The following is an 18,345-nucleotide window of genomic DNA, read 5'->3' as shown; positions in this document are numbered from 1 at the left end:
TGCGCCCGTGCCCGCCCCCGCGTCGGATCGACAGGAACAGACAGAGCTCGAACGGTGGTTCGTCAGGAGTCGGCGGGGCGGCGAGGAAGAGCTCGTCGAGGGAGCGCTGCCACTCCGGCCGTGGCGGTCGCCCGGCCGAGATCAACCGGTCGAAAAGCAGGAGCGCCGCCGCGCAGGAGTGTTCGCATTCGGGCCCTCGTCCGCACGAGCACCACCCTGACAGCCGCGTGACGTCGTCAGGGACCCGCAGCTCGAGGTGCTCGTACCCCGCCGCGCCGAAGGACTGCGCGGTGACCACCCGCACGTCGCCGATCGTCTTCACGTCGCCGACCTCGACGGAGCCGTAGACGAGGAGCCGGTCGGCGCGCGTCATCGCCGCCGGCGAGAAGATCTCGCCCGCGATGCTGAGCGCTTCGGGGTCCAGGTGCATCCCCTCATTCTCGTCGGGCCCTCCGACACGCGGCTGCAGCCCGGCCCCGATCGGGGGATGGTTCGTCGATCTGTCCGGCTGGGGATAAGAGGCCGAAGTTAGGCTGGGACCGTGACTTCCCTCCACGACGTGTCGGTGCGCGGTTTCGCCTCCGACAACTACTCCGGCATCCACCCCGACGTCCTCGCCGCGATCGCCGCGGCCAACGAGGGCCACCAGGTCGCCTACGGCGAAGACGTCTACACCGCTCGCCTGCAGGAGCTCTTCGTCGGGCTCCTCGGCGAGGGGGTCGAGGCCTATCCGGTCTTCAACGGCACGGGAGCGAACGTCGTCGGGCTGCAGTCGATGCTGCCGCGCTGGGGCGCCGTGATCTCGGCGTCCACGGCCCACATCAACGTGGACGAGGGCGGGGCGCCCGAGCGCGTCGGCGGCATCAAGCTGCTGACCGTTCCCACCGACGACGGAAAGCTCACCCCCGATCTCGTCGACCGCGAGGCGTGGGGCTGGGGCGACGAGCACCGTGCGCAGCCGCTCGTCGTCTCGATCACGCAGTCGACCGAGCTCGGCACGCTGTACACGGTCGACGAGATCCGCGCCCTGGCCGACCACGCCCACGGGCACGGTATGCGCCTGCACATGGACGGCGCTCGCATCTCCAACGCGGCGGCCGCCCTCGACGTGCCCCTGCGTACCTTCACGCGCGACGCGGGTGTCGACGTGCTGAGCTTCGGCGGCACGAAGAACGGCGCGATGATCGGCGAGGCGATCGTCGTGCTCGACCCCGCGGCATCCACCGGGCTCACCTATCTGCGAAAGCTCGACATGCAGCTCTCGAGCAAGATGCGCTTCGTTTCGGCGCAGCTCGTCGCGCTCCTCGAGAACGACCTGTGGCTGCACAATGCGCGCCACTCGAACGCGATGGCGCAGCGCCTGCGCGCCGGTGTCCAGGCGGGTCTCGCCGACGGGTCGATCCGGGGCGTCGAGTTCACCCAGCCGACCCAGGCGAACGGCGTGTTCGCGACGCTTCCCGCGGGCGTCGCCGATCGTCTGCGCGAGAGCTTCCGTTTCTACGATTGGGACGAGCTTCGCCGCGAGGTGCGCTGGATGTGCTCGTTCGACACCACCGAGGACGACATCGAAGCCTTCCTCGCGGCGATCGCACGCGAGACCACGGCCTGACGCGACCCGCCTGGTCCGAGCCGACCGCCCGATCCGGGCGCCGGAGCCGCGCACGGACCCCGGCCCGAGTGGCCGTGACATCCGAACCCCGGATGCCACGGCCCTCACCGTCTCACGAACCCGCGAGCCAGTCGCGGTAGGCGTCGAAGGTGCTCTCTCGCCCGAGGAACGCGGTGACGAGGTCGCGCGCGTCGCGTGATCCGCCCGGCTCGAGGATCTCGCGGCGGTACCGCTCGGCAATCTGCGTGTCGAACAGGTCGTCGCCGAACGCCGAGAGCAGGTCGCGCGCGATCACGAGGCTCCACTGATACGTGTAGTAGCACGCGCCGTATCCGGTCAGGTGGCCGAAACCGGCGTACGAGTGCGACCCGTCGAGCGGCGTCACGGGGCTGGCCGCGCGGTAGTACCCGTCGACGGCGCTCCGCAGGTCGGCGGGGCGCTCGACGTGCAGGCGGTAGGACGTCGTCGCATGGCCGAGCTGCCGCGTCACCTCGAGCGCGCGGCCGAAGGCGTCGGCCGTGCGCATGCGGGCGACGAGGTCGGCGGGGATCGGTACTCCTGCGTCGTCGACGGCGAAGGATGCCAGCACCCCGGCATCCCACGCCCATTCCTCGAGCAGCTGGCTCGGCGCCTCGACGAAGTCCCACTCGGTAGCGACCCCGGTGAACCGGGCCCACCGCTGGTGGCCCCCGATGATCTCGTGCACGAGGTGACCGAACTCGTGGAAGAAGGTGACGACCTCGTCGTGCTCGAGCAGGCCGCGCGAGAAGTTGCAGAGGAGAACGCCCTCGGGGAGCGAGCGGCCGGTGATCCCGGGCGCGAGCGGGAAGCACGCGGCGTGGTTGTACTTTCCGTCGCGCGGGTGGAGATCGAGGTGGATGCGGCCGAGACGCTCGTCGCCACGCACGACGTCGTAGGTGCGCACGTCGTCGTGCCACGACGGGGCGTCGACGGCCACGTAGGACACATCGAGCAGGTGCGCGGTCGTGGCCAACACGCCGTCCAGCGTGCGATCGAACCGGAAGTACGACCGCACGACCTGCGCGTCGACGTCGTACTCCTCGCGCTTCAGGGTGCTCAACAGGTACCAGAAGTCCGCGATCGTGACGGCCTCGGCGGACGGGTCGTCACGGCGCAGCCGCTCGAGGATGCGGTCGTACTCCACCGCTGCCGCCGGCGCGGCAGCTTCGGCGACGCGCGTCAGGAACGCGTCGACGGCGGCGCTCGATCCGATCATGCGCGTCTCGGTCTCGTAATCGGCCCAGTCGCCGTAGCCGAGCAGCGCTGCGCGTTCCGCTCGCACGGCCAGCAACTCGGCGAGAACGGGCTCGTTCTCGGGCCACGCCAGGTCGTTGTAGGCGGCGACCAGCGCGTGACGCGCGGAGCGGTCGCGGGCATATTCCCGCACGGGCATGAGATCGGTGTACTCGGTCGTGAGCGTCACCATCCCCTCGTCATCGACCGCGTGGTCGGCGACGAAGTCCGCGGGCAGGCCGTCGAGGGCGCTCGCCGGCACCCGGATCTCGCGCTTTCCGTCGCGGATGTGTCGCGAGAACGTCAGCGAGAGCTCGGTGTCGCGCTCGCTCAGCTCGCGCACCCGCTCGCGCGCCGCGTCGTCGAGGTCGACGCCGCCACGCCGGAAATCGCGGCGGATGTGCGTCAGGAGGCGCAGCTCGTCGTCGCCGACGCCGGTCTCATCGGCCTCGGCGAACGCGCTCCACAGACCCCGATCGAGCAGACGCCGAGCCTGCAGGGCCTCGAACTGCTGGACCTGTTCTTCGGCGAGGCGACGGATCTCGGCATCCGGATGCGACTCGCTCAGCAGGTGCGCCTCGGACAACGCTTCGGCGAAAGCGATGTCGGCGTCGTTCCAGAGCTCCAGCCGCTCGGCGGTGGGCAGGTCGTCCGCCATGGCGAGGCGGGCGTCGATCGCGTCGATGCGCGCGCGACGCGTAGCGGGACGGTCGGTGACGAAGCTCGTCCACCCGGCGGCGTCCGTGGGCAGGAGCAGCGGAGCAGGTTCGGTGATCGGCATTCTCCGACCCTAGACAGGGCCTCCGACACCGGCAAAGGTCAACGCAGCGCGCCCACAGACGCGAGCGCCTGCCGCACGAGGGTGCCGCGGCCGCCCTCCATCTCGGCGGCGAGGGCGTCGGATGCCGCCTCCTCGGGCGACAGCCACGTGACCTCGAGTGCGTCCTGGCGCGGCTCGCACGTGCCGGTGACGGGCACGACGAACGCGAGCGCGACCGCGTGCTGACGGTCGTCGTGGAAGGCGCTGACGCCCGGGAGCGGGAAGTACTCGGCCACCGTGAACGGCGCGGGCTGCGGCGGAAGGAGCGGGAAGGCCATGGGTCCGAGGTCGTTCTCGACGTGCCGGAACAGTGCGTCGCGCACCGTCTCGCCGTAACGCACGCGCCCCGAGACGAGGGTGCGCGTCATCTCTCCGAGCGGTGTCGCGCGCAGCAGGATGCCGACCTGCGTCACCATGCCCATGCCGTCCGTGCGCACCGGGAGTGCCTCGACGTAGAGCATCGGGAGCCGTCGCCGTGCTTCGGCGAGCTCGACCTCGCTGAGCCAGCCCGGGTTGGTGTTCGGGCCGCTGGGCGCACCCGAGAAGGGGCCGGACAGCGGCTCGCGCTCCCCGCCGTTGTCGCCGGGCTCGGGGTCGGGTGTGCGGACAGCCATGCTCCCTGTATATCAACCGACCGCTCCGGATGCCGCGTGTCCGCGCGGTCACGGTGCGTTCCGCCGCGCGGAGGGAGGGGAATCCGAGACGGGAGGAGGTCTCGCGGGCGAAGGGTCCTCCCGTCCCGGGTCCTCCTCCCGACTCACCACCGGCGAAGCCCGATGGGAGCCCGATGTCGGAGGCCTTTGCCACAATGGCCGCATGAGCGCGCCCCTCTCCCTCGACTCCTCCCTCGTGCGGTGGTCCGTGCCCCCGGCCGAGCGCGGGAATCGGCCGGTCCTGCTCCTGCTGCACGGCTACGGCTCCGACGAGCACGACCTCTTCGGTCTCGTCCCGTACCTGCCGACCGAATTCGTGATCGCGAGCGTCCGTGCTCCCCTCGCGCCGCCGTGGCCGATGCCGGGAGCCTCGTGGTATCCCATCGAGGGTCTCGACGGACGCGACCCCGACGCCGTCACCCGCGCGGCGCGATCCGTGCTGGCGTGGATTCAGGATGCCGTCGGCGATACCCCCGTGGGGCTCCTCGGCTTCTCACAGGGCGGCGCGGTCGCCGTCCAGACGCTGCGGGTCGACCCCGACGCGGTGGCGTTCGTCGTGGTGCTCGCCGGTTACGCGGCGGGGGGCGAGCTCCCCGGGGACTCGGTCCTGGCGGACCGTCGTCCCCCCGTCTTCTGGGGTCGGGGAGCCGCGGACGATGTCATCCCCGCCCACCTCATCGACGCGACGGCGCAGTGGCTCCCCGGGCATAGCGAGCTGAGCGGCCGGGTGTACCCGGGACTCACCCACTCGATCTCGCAGGACGAGCTCGACGACGTTCGCACGTTCCTCGACGCGCGCCTCGCCGACCGCGAGGCCGCGGGCTGAGACGGACACGGGTGGCCGGGGTTCCCCATCCCGCCCACGTGGGCTATCGTAGGCAGCCCTGTCCCCGAGAACGAGGTCTCCTCCGGTGAAGAACGTCGACGCTTCCGCGCCCCTGTCCGCGCGCTGACCCGTCGACCCGCCGTCTTTCTCGGCCTCCCTCCGCTGATGCGGACGGGTCCGGCGTCCGCGCATCCCGCGTTCCCGGAGTTCCGTCATGTCATCACCGTCCCCTTCCCTCGTCTTCGACCACGTCCGCCTCGAGTGGCCCGACGGAACCGTCGCCCTCGACGGCGTCTCGGGCGCGCTCGGCCGCGGGCGCACCGGTCTCGTCGGCCGTAACGGCGCCGGCAAGTCCACGCTCCTCCGCGTCGCGGCGGGGCACATCGCCCCGACGTCCGGCTCGGTCTCGGCATCCGGTGAGGTCGCGATGCTGCCCCAGCGTCTCGCGTCCGATCCGCGCCGACCGGTCTCTTCGCTCCTCGGCGTCGAGAGGGCGCTGACCGCCCTCCGCGCGATCGAGTCGGGGGATGTGGCACCGCACCACTTCGACGCCGTCGGCGACGACTGGGACGTCGAGACACGCGCCCATGCCCTGCTCGCCGAGGCCGGTGTGCCGTCCGACGCGCTGGATCGAACCGTCGGCGAGCTCTCCGGCGGTGAGACGATGCTGGCCGCGCTCGTCGGGCTGCGCGCCCGTGCGGCCGAGATCACGCTGCTCGACGAGCCGACGAACGACCTCGACCGCGAGGCCCGCGCGCGGGTGAGCGAACTCGTGCAGGCGTGGCCCGGCACCCTCGTCGTGGTGAGTCACGACGTGAGCCTGCTGGAGCTGATGGATGCCACCGCCGAGCTGTACGGCCACACCCTCAGCGTCGTCGGCGGTCCGTACAGCGTCTGGAGAGCGCACCGCGACGCGGAGCAGGAAGCGGCTGTCCGCGCCGAGCGCGACGCCGCACAGAGCCTCCGCCGGGAGCGACGGCAACGCATCGAGTCGTACGACAAGCTCGCCACCCGCGCCCGCGTCGCGCACAAGGCGCAGGTCGAGAAGCGGGTTCCGAAGATCATCGCGGGAGGACGCGCCAACGCGGCGCAGGTGAGCGCGGGCCGATTGAGCACGGAGATGAAGGGCAAGGAAGATGCCGCGCGCGCGGCGCTGAACGAGGCGTCGGCGCGCGTCCGCGACGATGACGTGGTGCGCATCGACCTGCCCGATCCGGGCAACGCGCCCGGTCGGCGCATCGCGACGCTGGGCGACGGCGAGCGCGAGTGGATCGTCACCGGCCGTGAGCGCGTCGCTCTCGTCGGGCGCAACGGTGCGGGAAAGACGACCCTGCTCGAGAGCCTCGTGCACCGAACGGAGTTCGCGGGGGCGGTTCACGCCCGAGCGAGCGTGGAGCACGTCGGCTACCTCCCCCAGCGTCTCGACGGCCTCGACGACGCGGCATCCGTCCTCGACACCGTCTGCGCGGCGGCGCCGGACGTTCCCGTGGCCTCGGTGCGGGATCGGCTCGCCCGCTTCCTCGTCCGTGGAGACGCGGTCATCCGTTCCGTCGGGTCGCTGTCCGGTGGCGAGCGCTTCCGTGTCGCCCTCGCCCGCGTGCTGTTGGCCGATCCGCCGCCGCAGCTCCTCGTGCTCGACGAGCCGACGAACAACCTCGATCTCGACACGGTCGATCAACTGGTGTCGGCGCTGCAGGCCTACCGCGGAGCGGTGCTCGTGGTCAGTCACGACGACGCGTTCCTCGCGCGACTCGGGCTGGACCTCGTTCTGGAGCTGGAGGACGGGAGGCTGACGGAGTGCGCCCCGTGAGCTCAGCAGGCGCCGTCGCCGCCCCCACCGCCGCCGTCGCCGCAGCCTCCACCGCCGACGACGACCGCACCCGCGTCGGCACCGGGGCCACCGCGCGAAGACGCCCCCGTGCGTACCGCGAAGACCGCGAAACCACCGAAGAGCAGTGCCAGGATGCCGCCGATCGTGGCGCCCATGAGCAGGTTCTGCGAGCCGAGCCACAGGGCGGCACCGATGGCGAGGCCGAGGAGGACGGAGACGGACACGACCGCGACGGCGGCCCGCGGGGACGACGATGCGCTGTTCATGCCTTCACGCTAGGCACCTGCGCGCATCACCGCCTCCGTCTCGAGGGGGAACTCCGGGCGGCCATCCGCCCGTTCCGCGGCGGGCGAACGTCAACCCCGAGCCGATGTCGGAGGTCCGAGAGAAGATGTCGGCATGGCTGACGTCCTCGACAGATTCGGTCCTGCGACGCAGGACTGGTTCCGCGGTGCGTTCTCGGCCCCGACCAATGCCCAGAGAGGCGCGTGGGAATCGGTGTCGTCCGGGCGCAACGCGCTCGTCGTCGCGCCCACCGGCTCCGGCAAGACCCTCTCGGCCTTCCTCTTCGCGATCGACCGGATCTTCCGCGAGAAGGCCCCTGAGATTCCGGGTGCCGAGCCCCCGCGCCGCGGCAAGAAAGCGGCCCCGAAGGCCCCCGCGACGAACACGCGCGTGCTCTACATCTCTCCGTTGAAAGCCCTCGGCGTCGACGTGGAACGTAACCTCCGGTCGCCGCTCGTCGGGATCGGGCAGTCGGCCCGGCGCCTCGGCATCCAGGTTCCGGGTGTGACCGTGGGCGTGCGCTCCGGCGACACGAGTTCGAGCGACCGCCGAAAGCTCGTCACCGACCCGCCCGACATCCTCATCACCACGCCCGAGTCGCTGTACCTCATGCTGACGAGTCAGGCCGCCGAGACGCTGCGCGGCGTGCACACCGTCATCATCGACGAGGTGCACGCGGTGGCGGCCACCAAGCGCGGCGCCCACCTCGCCGTGAGCCTCGAGCGGCTCGATGCACTGCTCGAGAAGCCCGCGCAGCGGATCGGCCTCTCGGCCACGGTTCGCCCGATCGACGAGGTCGCTCGGTTCCTCGGCGGCGCTCAGCCCGTCGACATCGTGGCGCCGAAAGCGACGAAGGCGTTCGACCTGTCGGTGGTCGTGCCGATCGAAGACATGCTCAACCCTCCCCCACCTCCGGGCTCACCGGCGCCCGACGAGGCGACCGATGGCGAGTGGTTCTCCGAGCGACCCGAGAGCACCGAGATGGCCGGCTCGGTGTGGCCGCACGTCGAAGAGGCGATCGTCGACCGGATCCTGGAACGGCGATCGACCATCGTGTTCGCCAACTCCCGCCGGCTCGCCGAGAGGCTCACGGGGCGTCTGAACGAGATCTACGCCGAGCGTGTCGGCATCGACGTGCCCGAACCCACCGTCCCTGCGGGCATGATGGCGCAGGCCGGAGCGTCCGCGGGTGTCGCCGCGATCCTCGCCAAAGCCCACCACGGTTCGGTCTCCAAGGAGCAGCGCGCCCAGGTCGAGGACGAGCTGAAGTCGGGCGCGCTGCGCTGCGTCGTGGCGACGAGCAGCCTCGAACTCGGGATCGACATGGGCGCGGTCGACCTCGTCATCCAGGTCGAGGCGCCCCCGAGCGCGGCATCCGGTCTCCAGCGAGTGGGACGCGCGGGGCATCAGGTCGGCGAGGTGAGCCGCGCGGCTCTGTTCCCCAAGCACCGCAGCGACGTGCTGCACACAGCCGTGGTCACCGAGCGCATGCTCGCCGGTCGCATCGAGGCCATCGCGGTACCGCAGAATCCGCTCGACATCCTCGCCCAGCAGACCGTCGCGGCCGCGGCCCTCGGCTCGATCGACGTCGAAGAATGGTTCGACACCGTCAAGCGCAGCGCGCCCTTCCGCTCGCTCCCCCGCTCGGCCTACGAGGCGACGCTCGACCTGCTCGCCGGCCGGTACCCCTCCGACGAGTTCGCAGAGCTCCGCCCCCGCCTGGTCTGGGACCGCGACGCGGGGACCCTCACCGGCCGCCCGGGCGCACAGCGCATCGCGGTGACGAGCGGCGGCACGATCCCCGACCGAGGGCTCTTCGGCGTGTTCGTGGCGGGCGAGTCGCAGAACGCCCGCGTCGGCGAGCTCGACGAAGAGATGGTCTACGAGTCGCGCGTCAACGACGTGTTCACGCTCGGAACAACGAGCTGGCGCATCGTCGAGATCACGCACGACCGCGTCAACGTGCTGCCGGCCTTCGGGCAGCCCGGCAAGCTGCCGTTCTGGCACGGTGACGGCATCGGCCGCCCCGCCGAACTGGGTGAAGCGTTGGGAAAGTTCTCGCGCGACCTGGCGGGCGCCGACCAAGCCAAGGCCGAGGAACGCCTGCGCGAGTCGGGACTCGACGACAACGCCATCACCAACCTGCTGTCGTATCTCGCCGAGCAGCGCGAGGCCACCGGCAGCCTCCCCACCGACCGCACCCTGACCGTCGAACGCAGCCGCGACGAGGTCGGCGACTGGCGCATCATCCTGCACTCCCCCTACGGCATGCAGGTGCACTCCCCCTGGGCTCTCGCGGTGAACGCGCGCATCCGCGAGCGGCTCGGCGTCGAGGGGGCCGCCGTCGCGAGCGATGACGGGATCATCGCCCGGGTTCCGGATGCCGCCGCCGAACCGCCCGGAGCCGACCTCTTCGTCTTCGAACCCGATGAACTCGAGCAGATCGTCACCGACGAAGTCGGCGGATCGGCGCTGTTCGCCTCGCGCTTCCGCGAGTGCGCGGCGCGGGCGCTCCTGCTTCCGCGCCTCAACCCGAACCGCCGTTCGCCGCTGTGGCAGCAGCGGCAACGGTCTGCCCAGCTGCTCGAGGTCGCAAAACGGCATCCGTCGTTCCCGATCATCCTCGAGACGCTGCGCGAGGTGCTGCAAGACGTCTACGACCTCCCCGCGCTCCTGCGGGTGACCCGGCAGATCGGCGAACGCCGCATCCGGCTCGTCGAGATCACGACCTCGCAGCCGTCGCCGTACGCGCGCGACCTGCTCTTCGGGTACGTCGGCGCGTTCATGTACGAGGGCGACTCGCCTCTCGCCGAGCGACGCGCAGCGGCGCTCTCGGTCGACCCGGCGCTGCTGAGCGAACTGCTCGGCAAGGTCGAGATGCGCGAACTCCTCGACCCCGAGGTCATCGCGCAGTTCGAGCGCGAAGCGCAGCGCCTCGATCCGGATCGCCGCGTGCGAGGGGTCGAGGGCGTGGCCGATCTCCTGCGCATCCTCGGCCCGCTCGACGCGGCCGAGGTCGCGTCGCGTCTCGACGCCGAGACCGATGCCCTCGCCGAGGCCGAGCAACATCTCGCCACCCTCGTCGACGATCGCCGCGCGATCCGCGTCACGATCGGCGGCGTGTCGCGCGTCGCCGGGATCGAGGACGCCGGGAGGCTGCGCGATGCTCTCGGCGCGGCACTGCCGGTCGGCATCCCGAACGCCTTCCTCGAACCGCTCGCCGACCCGCTCGGCGATCTGGTCGCCCGCTACGCCCGCACGCACGCACCGTTCACCACAGACGCGGTCGCCGAGCGACTGGGCGTCGGCATCGCGGTCGCCCGACTCACGCTGCAGCGGCTCGAATCACAGGGGCGTCTGGCGAGCGGGTTCTTCCTGCCCGACCCTTCGACAGGCTCAGGGTCCGCAGGGGGCAGCCGCGGCGACGAGACCGAGTGGTGCGACGTCGAGGTCCTGCGCCGCCTCCGCATGCGTTCGCTCGCCGCCATCCGCGGCAGCGTCGAACCCGTCCCGCCCGCGGCCTACGCGCGGTTCCTCCCCGTATGGCAGCACCTGGGCCGCCCGCTCGAGGGCATCGACGGGGTCCTCGCGGTCATCGAACAGCTCGCCGGGGTGCCGATCCCCGCGAGCGCGTGGGAGTCGCTCGTGCTGCCGTCCCGTGTGCGCGACTACTCTCCCGCGCTCCTCGACGAGCTCACCGCGACGGGCGAGGTGGTGTGGTCGGGGCACGGCACCCTTCCGGGCCGCGACGGATGGATCGCGCTCCACCCGGCCGAGGCGGCGCCGTTCACCCTGCAAGACCCCGACGATCCCGACGACCCCGCTCCCGACTCGCTCGAGGCCCGCATCCTCGGCGCTCTCCAGGGCGGCGGGGCGTACTTCGCCGCGCAGCTCAAACAGCTGGCCGGTGCGGAGAACGAGCAGTCCGTCAACGATGCCCTCTGGGCGCTCACCTGGGCGGGGCGCGTCACGAACGACACGTTCGCCCCCGTGAGGACGCTCCTCAGCGGCGGTGGACAATCACACCGCGTCGCCCGTCGCGCGCCGCGCGCCCGCATGTATCGCGGGGCCGCGATGCCACGGGCGACGTCGGCTCCGCGACCGCCGTCGCTCGGCGGGCGCTGGTCGCTCCTGCCCGAGCGGGAGGCCGATGCCGCCGCTCGCGCAACGGCGACGGCGAGCCTGCTGCTCGACCGCTACGGCGTCGTGACGCGAGGTGCCGTGCAGTCCGAGGGCGTCCCGGGTGGGTTCGCGCAGGTCTACCGGATCCTGGCGGGGTTCGAGGAGGCGGGGCACTGCCGCCGCGGATACGTCATCGAGAAACTCGGGGCGGCCCAGTTCGCCGCCTCCGCGACGGTCGACCGGCTCCGCGAGTTCGCCGCCGTCGCCGACCCTCCTCCCCTGCGCACGGTCACGCTCGCGGCGACCGACCCCGCGAACCCTTACGGTGCTGCCCTGGGCTGGCCCGCCCTCGAAGGCGTTACGCATCGCCCCGGTCGCAAAGCGGGCGGAGTGGTCGTGCTCGTCGACGGAGAACTGACCCTGTACCTGGAGCGCGGGGGCCGCACCGCCCTGGCCTTCACCGATGACGAAGCGCGTCTCGCGGCAGCCGCGACCGACCTCGCCGAGACGGCCAAGCGTCGTCGACTCGAAACGCTGACCATCGAGCAGGTCAACGGCGAGTTCGTCTACGGCACGGCGGTCGGGCGCGCGTTGCGCACCGCCGGGTTCGTCGAGTCGCCGAAGGGGCTCACGCTGCGCAAGCTCACCGCGGGCGACACCCTCCGCGAGGCCGCGCGTGCCTGAGCACCACACCGCCGCGGCCCGCCCCGCCACGCCGGCCGGGACCGACCGCCTCGCTCCCCCCGTCCTCCACGTCGGGGAGCCGAGCCGCACCGTGGTCCGGCCCCGAGCGGAGGCCGCCCGTGCCTGAGGGTGACACCGTCTACCGCGCGGCGGCGAAGCTCTCGGCCGCTCTGGCCGGAAAGGTCGTCACGCGCTTCGACATCCGCGTCCCCGGGAGCGCCACCGCCGATCTGCGCGGCGAGACCGTGCACGAGGTCGCCGCGCGCGGCAAACACCTGCTGCACCGCATCGGCGGATACACGCTGCACTCGCACCTCAAGATGGAGGGCCGGTGGGACGTGTACCGGCCGGGCGAGCGCTGGCGCCGCCCCGCTTTCAAAGCCCGCGCGATCGTCGGGGTCGCGGGAGCCGATGCCGTCGGCTTCGACCTCGCGATGGTCGAGGTGCTGCGCACCGTCGACGAGCACACCGTCATCGGGCACCTCGGTCCCGACCTCCTCGCCGACGACTGGGATGAAGCCGAGGCGGTGCGCCGGGTCGCGGCCGACCCGCGGGAAGCGCACGTCGCACTGCTCGATCAGCGAAACGTCGCCGGTTTCGGCAACGTCTACGCGAACGAGCTGCTCTTCGTGCGCGGCATCGCGCCGACCACCCCGGCCACCGAGATCGACGTGCAGGCGACGATCGCGCTCGGCGAGCGCATGATCCGCGCCAACCTCCCGCGCCCCGAACGGACGTTCACCGGCGACACCCGCCCGGGCCGTCGGTTCTGGGTCTACGGACGTGAGGGCGCGCCCTGTCGGCGTTGCGGCACATCGATCCGCGCGACCTCGCTCGGAGCCTCGGCAACGAGCGAGCGCAACGTCTACTGGTGCCCTACCTGCCAGCCGGCGTGAGGGTCGAGCAGCACCCCGGATCAGCCTCCCCTTCGCGCCCGTCTGTCAACCCGGCAGGCTCACCGCCGTCGACGTGCGAGAACAGGAGGACGAAACATCGTCGAGAGTCCTCGCCGCACTTCTCTCGACGTCGAGCAAACCGATGGCGGCACGGGCGACGAAGAACCATTCGAGGGAATGAAGGGCATTCCCCACCCGTTGTCATACATGTCGGCTGAATCCGAGAGTCGACCGGAGGGGATCGTGGGTAAGAACTACATCGACATCGAAAACGACCACGGCGAGACGCTGCGCTACCGCAAGCACGTCAACGGTCGCGGACTCGTCGCGCACGGCGCGAAGGTCCACCCGTCGGCGCTGGTCGAGAACGGCGCCTACGTCGAACCCGGTGTGCAGATCGCCGCGGGTGTTCGTGTCGGCCGAGGGGCGTGGATCGAATCCGACGCCGTCATCGGACCCGAGGCTCGCATCGAGCCGCACGCGCACATCTGCGCCGGCGCGGTCATCGGCGCGGGCGCTCACATCGGCGTTCGCACGCAGGTGGGCCACAACGCCCGCGTCGCGACGGGCTCGCTCATCGGCGACGACGAGATCATCAACGACGGCGAAGCGGTCGCGACCGACCAGCGGGGACTCCGCCTGGCCGCGTGATCCGGCCGCCGCGACAGCCGTCCCGTGGCCTCACGACCCGCACGACTCCTCGGAGCGTGCGGGTTTTCGTCTCTTGAGCAGCGGACCCGTCAGGCGAAGATCGCGAGCACGAGACCGATGAGCGGCAGGGTGCCCTGAATCGTCGCGGGGCGCAGGTACTTGCTGCCCGAGGTCACGAGCACGAGCGCCGCACCCAGCATGGAGCCGAGCGAGAAGATCAGCAGCGTGCGTCCGGCCACGTCGCCCACGCCGTTGACGATCCAGAACAGGATGCCGATGATGGCGCCGATCGCGAGGAAGAGGTTGTAGAAGCCCTGGTTGTAGGCCATCGGCTTCGTGGCATCCGCCGTCTTCTGATCGGCGATCCCGAAGACCTTCCACGTCTTCGGCTGCGACCAGCGGACACTCTCGAGCACGAAGATGTAGACGTGCAGCAGGGCCGCGAGGCCGGCGAACACGAGCGCCAGGATGCCGATCATGCGTTCCACGTTACTCGCGCGGATAGCCTGGAACCATGGCGAGCGGCAGCGGGTCCCGGGGACGTGGTCCCACCGGCGGTGCCCGCAAGGGCGGAGCGGCACGGCCCTCCACGCCGAAGCGCCCCGCGAGAGGGAAGGCACCGCGCCCCGCCCCCGCTCCTCCGGAACCCCCGCGCACCTTCGTGCTCGGCGCGGTCCCGGGTGCGACCCCGGGGAAGTGGATCGGCCTGTGGCGTGAGCGCATGCCGCACGTCACCCTCGAGCTCCGGGAGATCGACGTCGCCGGGCAACGGTCGCACCTCGACGAGGTCGACGCCGCTCTCGTGCGGCTCCCCGTCACGGCATCCGATGACCTCCACCTCATCCCGCTCTACGAGGAACAGCCCGTCGTCGTGATGTCGGTCGACTCTCACCTGACGGCCGGCGACGAGCTCGACACCGCGGATCTCGCCGGCGAAGTCGTGATCGTCCCCGCCGATGACGTGCTCGCCGCGCGGATTCCGGATGCCGTCCCCCCGACGTTCGCGCCACCGTCCGACACCGGCGAAGCCATCGCGACCGTCGCCGCGGGCGTCGGCGTCGTGGTCGTGCCGATGTCGCTCGCGCGCGCCCACCAGCGCCGCGACGTCGAGTACCGGGTGCTGCGTGACGGACCGGTGTCGACGGTCGCGCTCGCGTGGCTTCGCGAGCGGACGACGGCCGATGTCGAGGCCTTCGTCGGCATCGTCCGGGGACGCACCGCGCGCTCTTCGCGCTGACGCTGGCACGGTGGCACCCGCGCCCCGTCAGAGGGGCACGCCCCGCGCGGTAGGGTGCGATCGACGCGCACCGCGAAGGGGAGACGGAATGCACGGACGCACAACGACGAGCGCCCTGGTGCTGACCGTCGTCCTGACCCTCATCGGCGCGACTCCCGCCGTCGCCTCCGACGCGAGCGGCGCCGCGTCGGCGCCCGCCGCCCCCTCCGCGGAGGCCACCCCCGCGGACGACGCTGCCCCCACCCCTGACGCGGACATCGACGCCGACCCCGACGTCTCGCGGGGCGTCACGCACGCGCAGAACCCCTCGGTTCCCGAGGGCGCCGTGTGGACCGAGCACTACCTGCCGTCCTCCGTCGCGAATCGCAACGGCGACCCGGTCGAGCTGCACGCCGACGTCCTTCGCCCGGCGGGTCTGCCGGCGGATGCCCGCACTCCGGTGATCCTCATCAGCGGCCCCTACCTCTCGCACGCGGGACAGCAGGCCGACGAGGGCAAGTCATTCACCGGTCCCTCGATGCGCCACCGCGCCTTCATCGACGACGGCGGCCTGTTCGCCGCCGGCTACACCGTCGTGTTCGGAGACCTGCGCGGCTTCGGCGGGAGCTCCGGCTGTTACGACTTCAGCGGTCCGGGCGAGCAGGCCGACGTGCGCGCGTTCGTGGAGTGGGCGGCATCCGCCCCGTGGTCGACGGGTCGCGTCGGGATGTACGGGAAGTCGTACGACGCCGTGACGGGCCTCATGGGCCTCGCCGACCGTCCCGCGGGCCTCGCGGCGGTCGTCGCGCAGGAGCCGTCGTGGGACCTGTACGACTACCTCTACGAGAACGGCATCCCCGCCGAGAACAACCGCACGACAATCGAGGCGTACAACCGCATCGCGGCCCTGCCCGGCATCGATCACTCCGGGACTGTGGACGGCGTCGTGATCCCGCCCGACACCGAGCGCTACCGGACGAACGCCGCGTACGAGCAGACCCACCCCGAATGCGCCGCCGGCATCCTGGCCGACACCCTGGAATCCGATCCCTCGTCGCCTTTCTGGACCGCGCGCAACACCGCGCAGCGCGCCGAGGGTTCGACGATCCCGCTGTTCCTCACGCAAGGGTGGACCGAGAGGAATACCCGCCCGGAGGGCATGGCGGAGTTCCTGGATGCCGTCGCCGGTCCGGTGAGCGGGTGGGCGGGGCCGTGGGACCATTACTCCGGCAACGACGTCGACGACGAGGGCCGTCTGAAGATGGGCCGCGCCGGATGGGTCGACGAGGTTCGGGCGTTCTTCGACGCTCATCTGCTCGGGGCGCCGGCCCCCGACCCCGCCTGGGCGCTGCAGGACAACGAGGGGCACTGGCGCCTCCAGTCATCGTGGCCCGGCGTCACGCGCGAACGCACCGCTCCTCTCGCGCCCGGCTCCTATGTCGACACCGGCCGCGGCGCCGATGCCCTCCCCGCCGGCGACGAGGGCGACGGGTCGTTCTTCGGCACCGCACCGCGCGACGCGCAGACCATCGGGGCCTCGCAGACGCTCTCCGACCCCGTCGACGAGCCGACGCGGCTCAGCGGCAGGGCGTCCCTGAACCTGCGCACCCAGGGGGCGGGCATCGTGCACGCGCGACTGTGGGACGTCGAGCCCGACGGTGTGCCGACGCTCATCGTCGAAGAAGCGGCCCCGCTGGACGCGTCGGGGACGACCCGCCTGCACCTGCGCAACGTCGAATGGACGCTCGCGCCCGGGCACGCGCTCCTGGTCACGGTCGGAACGACCGATTCCCTCGCCTGGCGCCCCTCGCCAAGCGAGCAGACCGTCACGATCGAGAGCGGCGAAGTCACGCTCCCGCTGCAGTCGACGGCCGACGACGTGCCGACCGAGGGGCAACCGGCCCCCTTCCTGGCGACGTACCTCGAGGACGCCCGCTGGCCGGTCCCGATCGCGGCGACGCCGAGCTTCTCCCTCGCGGGGACCTCCCCCGCACCCGTCCCGACCCCCTCGGGCTCGGGCGCGGCCCCCGCACGCCTGGCCGAATCGGGGATGCCGTCGAGCCCGGGCCTCGCCGTCGGGGGCGCCGCAGCGCTCCTCGCGGGAGCCCTCCTCGTCGCGGTGAGGCGGTCGCGCGTGAGCGGGACCGATCCCCGTCGGACAGGAGCGGGCGGGCGCGGCGCTCGGGTGTGACACGCGGCGTCCGCTCACGCCTCGATTCCCGTTCGTTCCCGCTTCGGACGATCCCGGTTCACCCGGCGCGCGCCGTCGTGTCACGGCGTGTCCGTACATTTCCTCCGTCTCGCCTTCGACGGCCCCCGCCGCCGAGGTGCCCGGGAGACACGAGAGGAAACCCGAATGTCACTCCTGAAGAACCCCCGTCGGCCCCTCGCGGCCCTCGCCCTGGCGGCCGTCGCCGCGATCTCTCTCGCGGGCTGCGCGGGCGCGTCCGGAGACGCCGCCGCAGGTTCCACCACCGACGCGAAGACGGCCACGAGCCTCAGCGACTTCGGCACGATGGCCGACCTCGAGGTGGCGGCGAAGGCCGAGGGCCAGCTCAACGTCATCGCACTCCCGCGCACGTGGGCGAACTACGGCGAAGTGCTCGACCTGTTCGCCCAGCGCTACCCCGAGATCACGATCAACGAGCAGTCGCCCGACGCCTCGAGCGCCGAAGAGATCCAGGCGGCCAAGGCCAACGAGGGCCTCGACACCGCGCCCGACGTGTTCGACCTCGGTCTCGCTGTCGCCCTGCAGAACACCGACCGCTTCGCCGCCTACAAGGTCTCGACCTTCGACGAGATTCCCGACGCGATCAAAGAGCCCTCGGGCCTGTTCGTCGGCGACTACGGCGGGTACATGTCGATCGGCTACGACTCGGCCCGCTTCCCCGCGCCGACCTCGCTGAGCGACCTGCTCAAGCCCGCGTACAAGGGCGCGGTGGCCATCAACGGCGACCCGACCCAGGCGGGCTCGGCCTTCGCCGCGGTCGGCCTGGCCACCGTGCAGAACGGCGGCACGCTCGACGACTTCACCCCGGGCGTCGACTTCTTCGGGAAGCTGAACGCGGCGGGCAACTTCCTCAAGGTCGACCCGACGGATGCCACGATCGCCAGCGGTGAGACGCCGGTCGTCTTCGACTGGGACTACCTCAACGCGGCACAGGCCTCGGCGGTCCCCACGTGGAAGACGGTCGTCCTCCCCGGTACCGGCTACGCCGGCTACTACAACCAGGCCATCAACAAGGACGCCCCGCACCCCGCGGCCGCCCGCCTCTGGCAGGAGTTCCTCTACAGCGACGAGGTGCAGAACCTCTGGCTCAAGGGCGGCGCACGTCCGGCGCGGATGGATGCCATGACCACCGCCGGCACGATCGACGCCGCCCTCGCCGCCGCCCTGCCGGCCGCACCGAGCGACACGGTCGTCCCCACCGAGGCGCAGTCGACGGCGGCCGGCACGCTGCTCGGACAGAAGTGGGCGACGGCGGTCCAGTGACCGTC

The 18,345-nt window shown here is 71.6% G+C and carries 14 protein-coding genes; 9 read left to right on the top strand and 5 right to left on the bottom strand.

Features of this window, described 5'->3' with window-relative positions:
- On the bottom strand, positions 1–430 hold a 430-nt coding region (locus P2P98_RS10150; RefSeq protein WP_275799553.1), incomplete at its 3' end, for a hypothetical protein.
- Between the two features lie 111 nt (positions 431–541).
- Here P2P98_RS10150 and P2P98_RS10145 point away from each other — a divergent pair.
- Complete coding sequence (locus P2P98_RS10145) at positions 542–1,609, top strand: low specificity L-threonine aldolase (protein ID WP_275799551.1); 1,068 nt, start codon at positions 542–544, stop codon at positions 1,607–1,609.
- A 112-nt stretch (positions 1,610–1,721) separates the two neighbouring features.
- Here P2P98_RS10145 and P2P98_RS10140 read toward each other — a convergent pair whose 3' ends face one another.
- Together P2P98_RS10140 and P2P98_RS10135 are read right to left on the bottom strand one after the other, a co-directional pair.
- A complete protein-coding gene (locus tag P2P98_RS10140) occupies positions 1,722–3,644 on the bottom strand; it encodes a M3 family metallopeptidase (protein ID WP_275799550.1) in 1,923 nt (640 codons plus the stop codon).
- A 38-nt stretch (positions 3,645–3,682) separates the two neighbouring features.
- Positions 3,683–4,297: an NUDIX hydrolase family protein gene (locus P2P98_RS10135; protein WP_058596715.1), complete on the bottom strand. Its 615-nt coding sequence runs from the start codon at positions 4,295–4,297 to the stop codon at positions 3,683–3,685.
- A 202-nt stretch (positions 4,298–4,499) separates the two neighbouring features.
- On the opposite strand from P2P98_RS10135, the gene P2P98_RS10130 reads away from it, so the two are divergent.
- Both P2P98_RS10130 and P2P98_RS10125 read left to right on the top strand, forming a co-directional pair.
- Complete coding sequence (locus tag P2P98_RS10130; protein ID WP_275799549.1) at positions 4,500–5,162, top strand: alpha/beta fold hydrolase; 663 nt, start codon at positions 4,500–4,502, stop codon at positions 5,160–5,162.
- Positions 5,163–5,376: 214 nt separating this feature from the next.
- Positions 5,377–6,972 (top strand): ABC-F family ATP-binding cassette domain-containing protein, encoded by a 1,596-nt coding sequence (locus tag P2P98_RS10125; RefSeq protein WP_275799547.1) that lies wholly within the window; start codon positions 5,377–5,379, stop codon positions 6,970–6,972.
- A gap of 2 nt (positions 6,973–6,974) precedes the next feature.
- Here the strand turns inward: P2P98_RS10125 and P2P98_RS10120 are convergent, their stop codons facing one another.
- On the bottom strand, positions 6,975–7,259 hold the full coding sequence (locus P2P98_RS10120; protein WP_275799545.1) for a hypothetical protein: 285 nt from the start codon (positions 7,257–7,259) through the stop codon (positions 6,975–6,977).
- A 133-nt stretch (positions 7,260–7,392) separates the two neighbouring features.
- On the opposite strand from P2P98_RS10120, the gene P2P98_RS10115 reads away from it, so the two are divergent.
- From P2P98_RS10115 to P2P98_RS10105, 3 genes are all read left to right on the top strand, one after another.
- Positions 7,393–12,084 (top strand): ATP-dependent helicase, encoded by a 4,692-nt coding sequence (locus P2P98_RS10115; protein ID WP_275799544.1) that lies wholly within the window; start codon positions 7,393–7,395, stop codon positions 12,082–12,084.
- A gap of 119 nt (positions 12,085–12,203) precedes the next feature.
- Positions 12,204–12,980 (top strand): DNA-formamidopyrimidine glycosylase family protein, encoded by a 777-nt coding sequence (locus tag P2P98_RS10110; protein ID WP_275799543.1) that lies wholly within the window; start codon positions 12,204–12,206, stop codon positions 12,978–12,980.
- Positions 12,981–13,223: 243 nt separating this feature from the next.
- On the top strand, positions 13,224–13,631 hold the full coding sequence (locus P2P98_RS10105) for a transferase (RefSeq protein ID WP_058598191.1): 408 nt from the start codon (positions 13,224–13,226) through the stop codon (positions 13,629–13,631).
- 89 nt (positions 13,632–13,720) lie between these two features.
- Here the strand turns inward: P2P98_RS10105 and P2P98_RS10100 are convergent, their stop codons facing one another.
- Positions 13,721–14,110: a DUF1304 domain-containing protein gene (locus P2P98_RS10100; RefSeq protein WP_058598188.1), complete on the bottom strand. Its 390-nt coding sequence runs from the start codon at positions 14,108–14,110 to the stop codon at positions 13,721–13,723.
- A 35-nt stretch (positions 14,111–14,145) separates the two neighbouring features.
- On the opposite strand from P2P98_RS10100, the gene P2P98_RS10095 reads away from it, so the two are divergent.
- From P2P98_RS10095 to P2P98_RS10085, 3 genes are all read left to right on the top strand, one after another.
- Complete coding sequence (locus P2P98_RS10095; protein WP_058627463.1) at positions 14,146–14,868, top strand: LysR substrate-binding domain-containing protein; 723 nt, start codon at positions 14,146–14,148, stop codon at positions 14,866–14,868.
- An 88-nt stretch (positions 14,869–14,956) separates the two neighbouring features.
- A complete protein-coding gene (locus tag P2P98_RS10090; RefSeq protein WP_275799542.1) occupies positions 14,957–17,038 on the top strand; it encodes a CocE/NonD family hydrolase in 2,082 nt (693 codons plus the stop codon).
- A 165-nt stretch (positions 17,039–17,203) separates the two neighbouring features.
- Positions 17,204–18,340 carry an extracellular solute-binding protein gene (locus P2P98_RS10085; protein ID WP_275799541.1) on the top strand — a complete coding sequence of 379 codons (1,137 nt, stop codon included), beginning with the start codon at positions 17,204–17,206 and terminating at the stop codon, positions 18,338–18,340.
- Positions 18,341–18,345 lie beyond the last annotated feature (5 nt).

This window comes from Microbacterium sp. Kw_RZR3 (assembly GCF_029222405.1).
Classification (GTDB): domain Bacteria; phylum Actinomycetota; class Actinomycetes; order Actinomycetales; family Microbacteriaceae; genus Microbacterium.
Note: the sequence above shows the minus strand (reverse complement) of the source record. Positions and strands in the feature narration are given on the sequence as shown.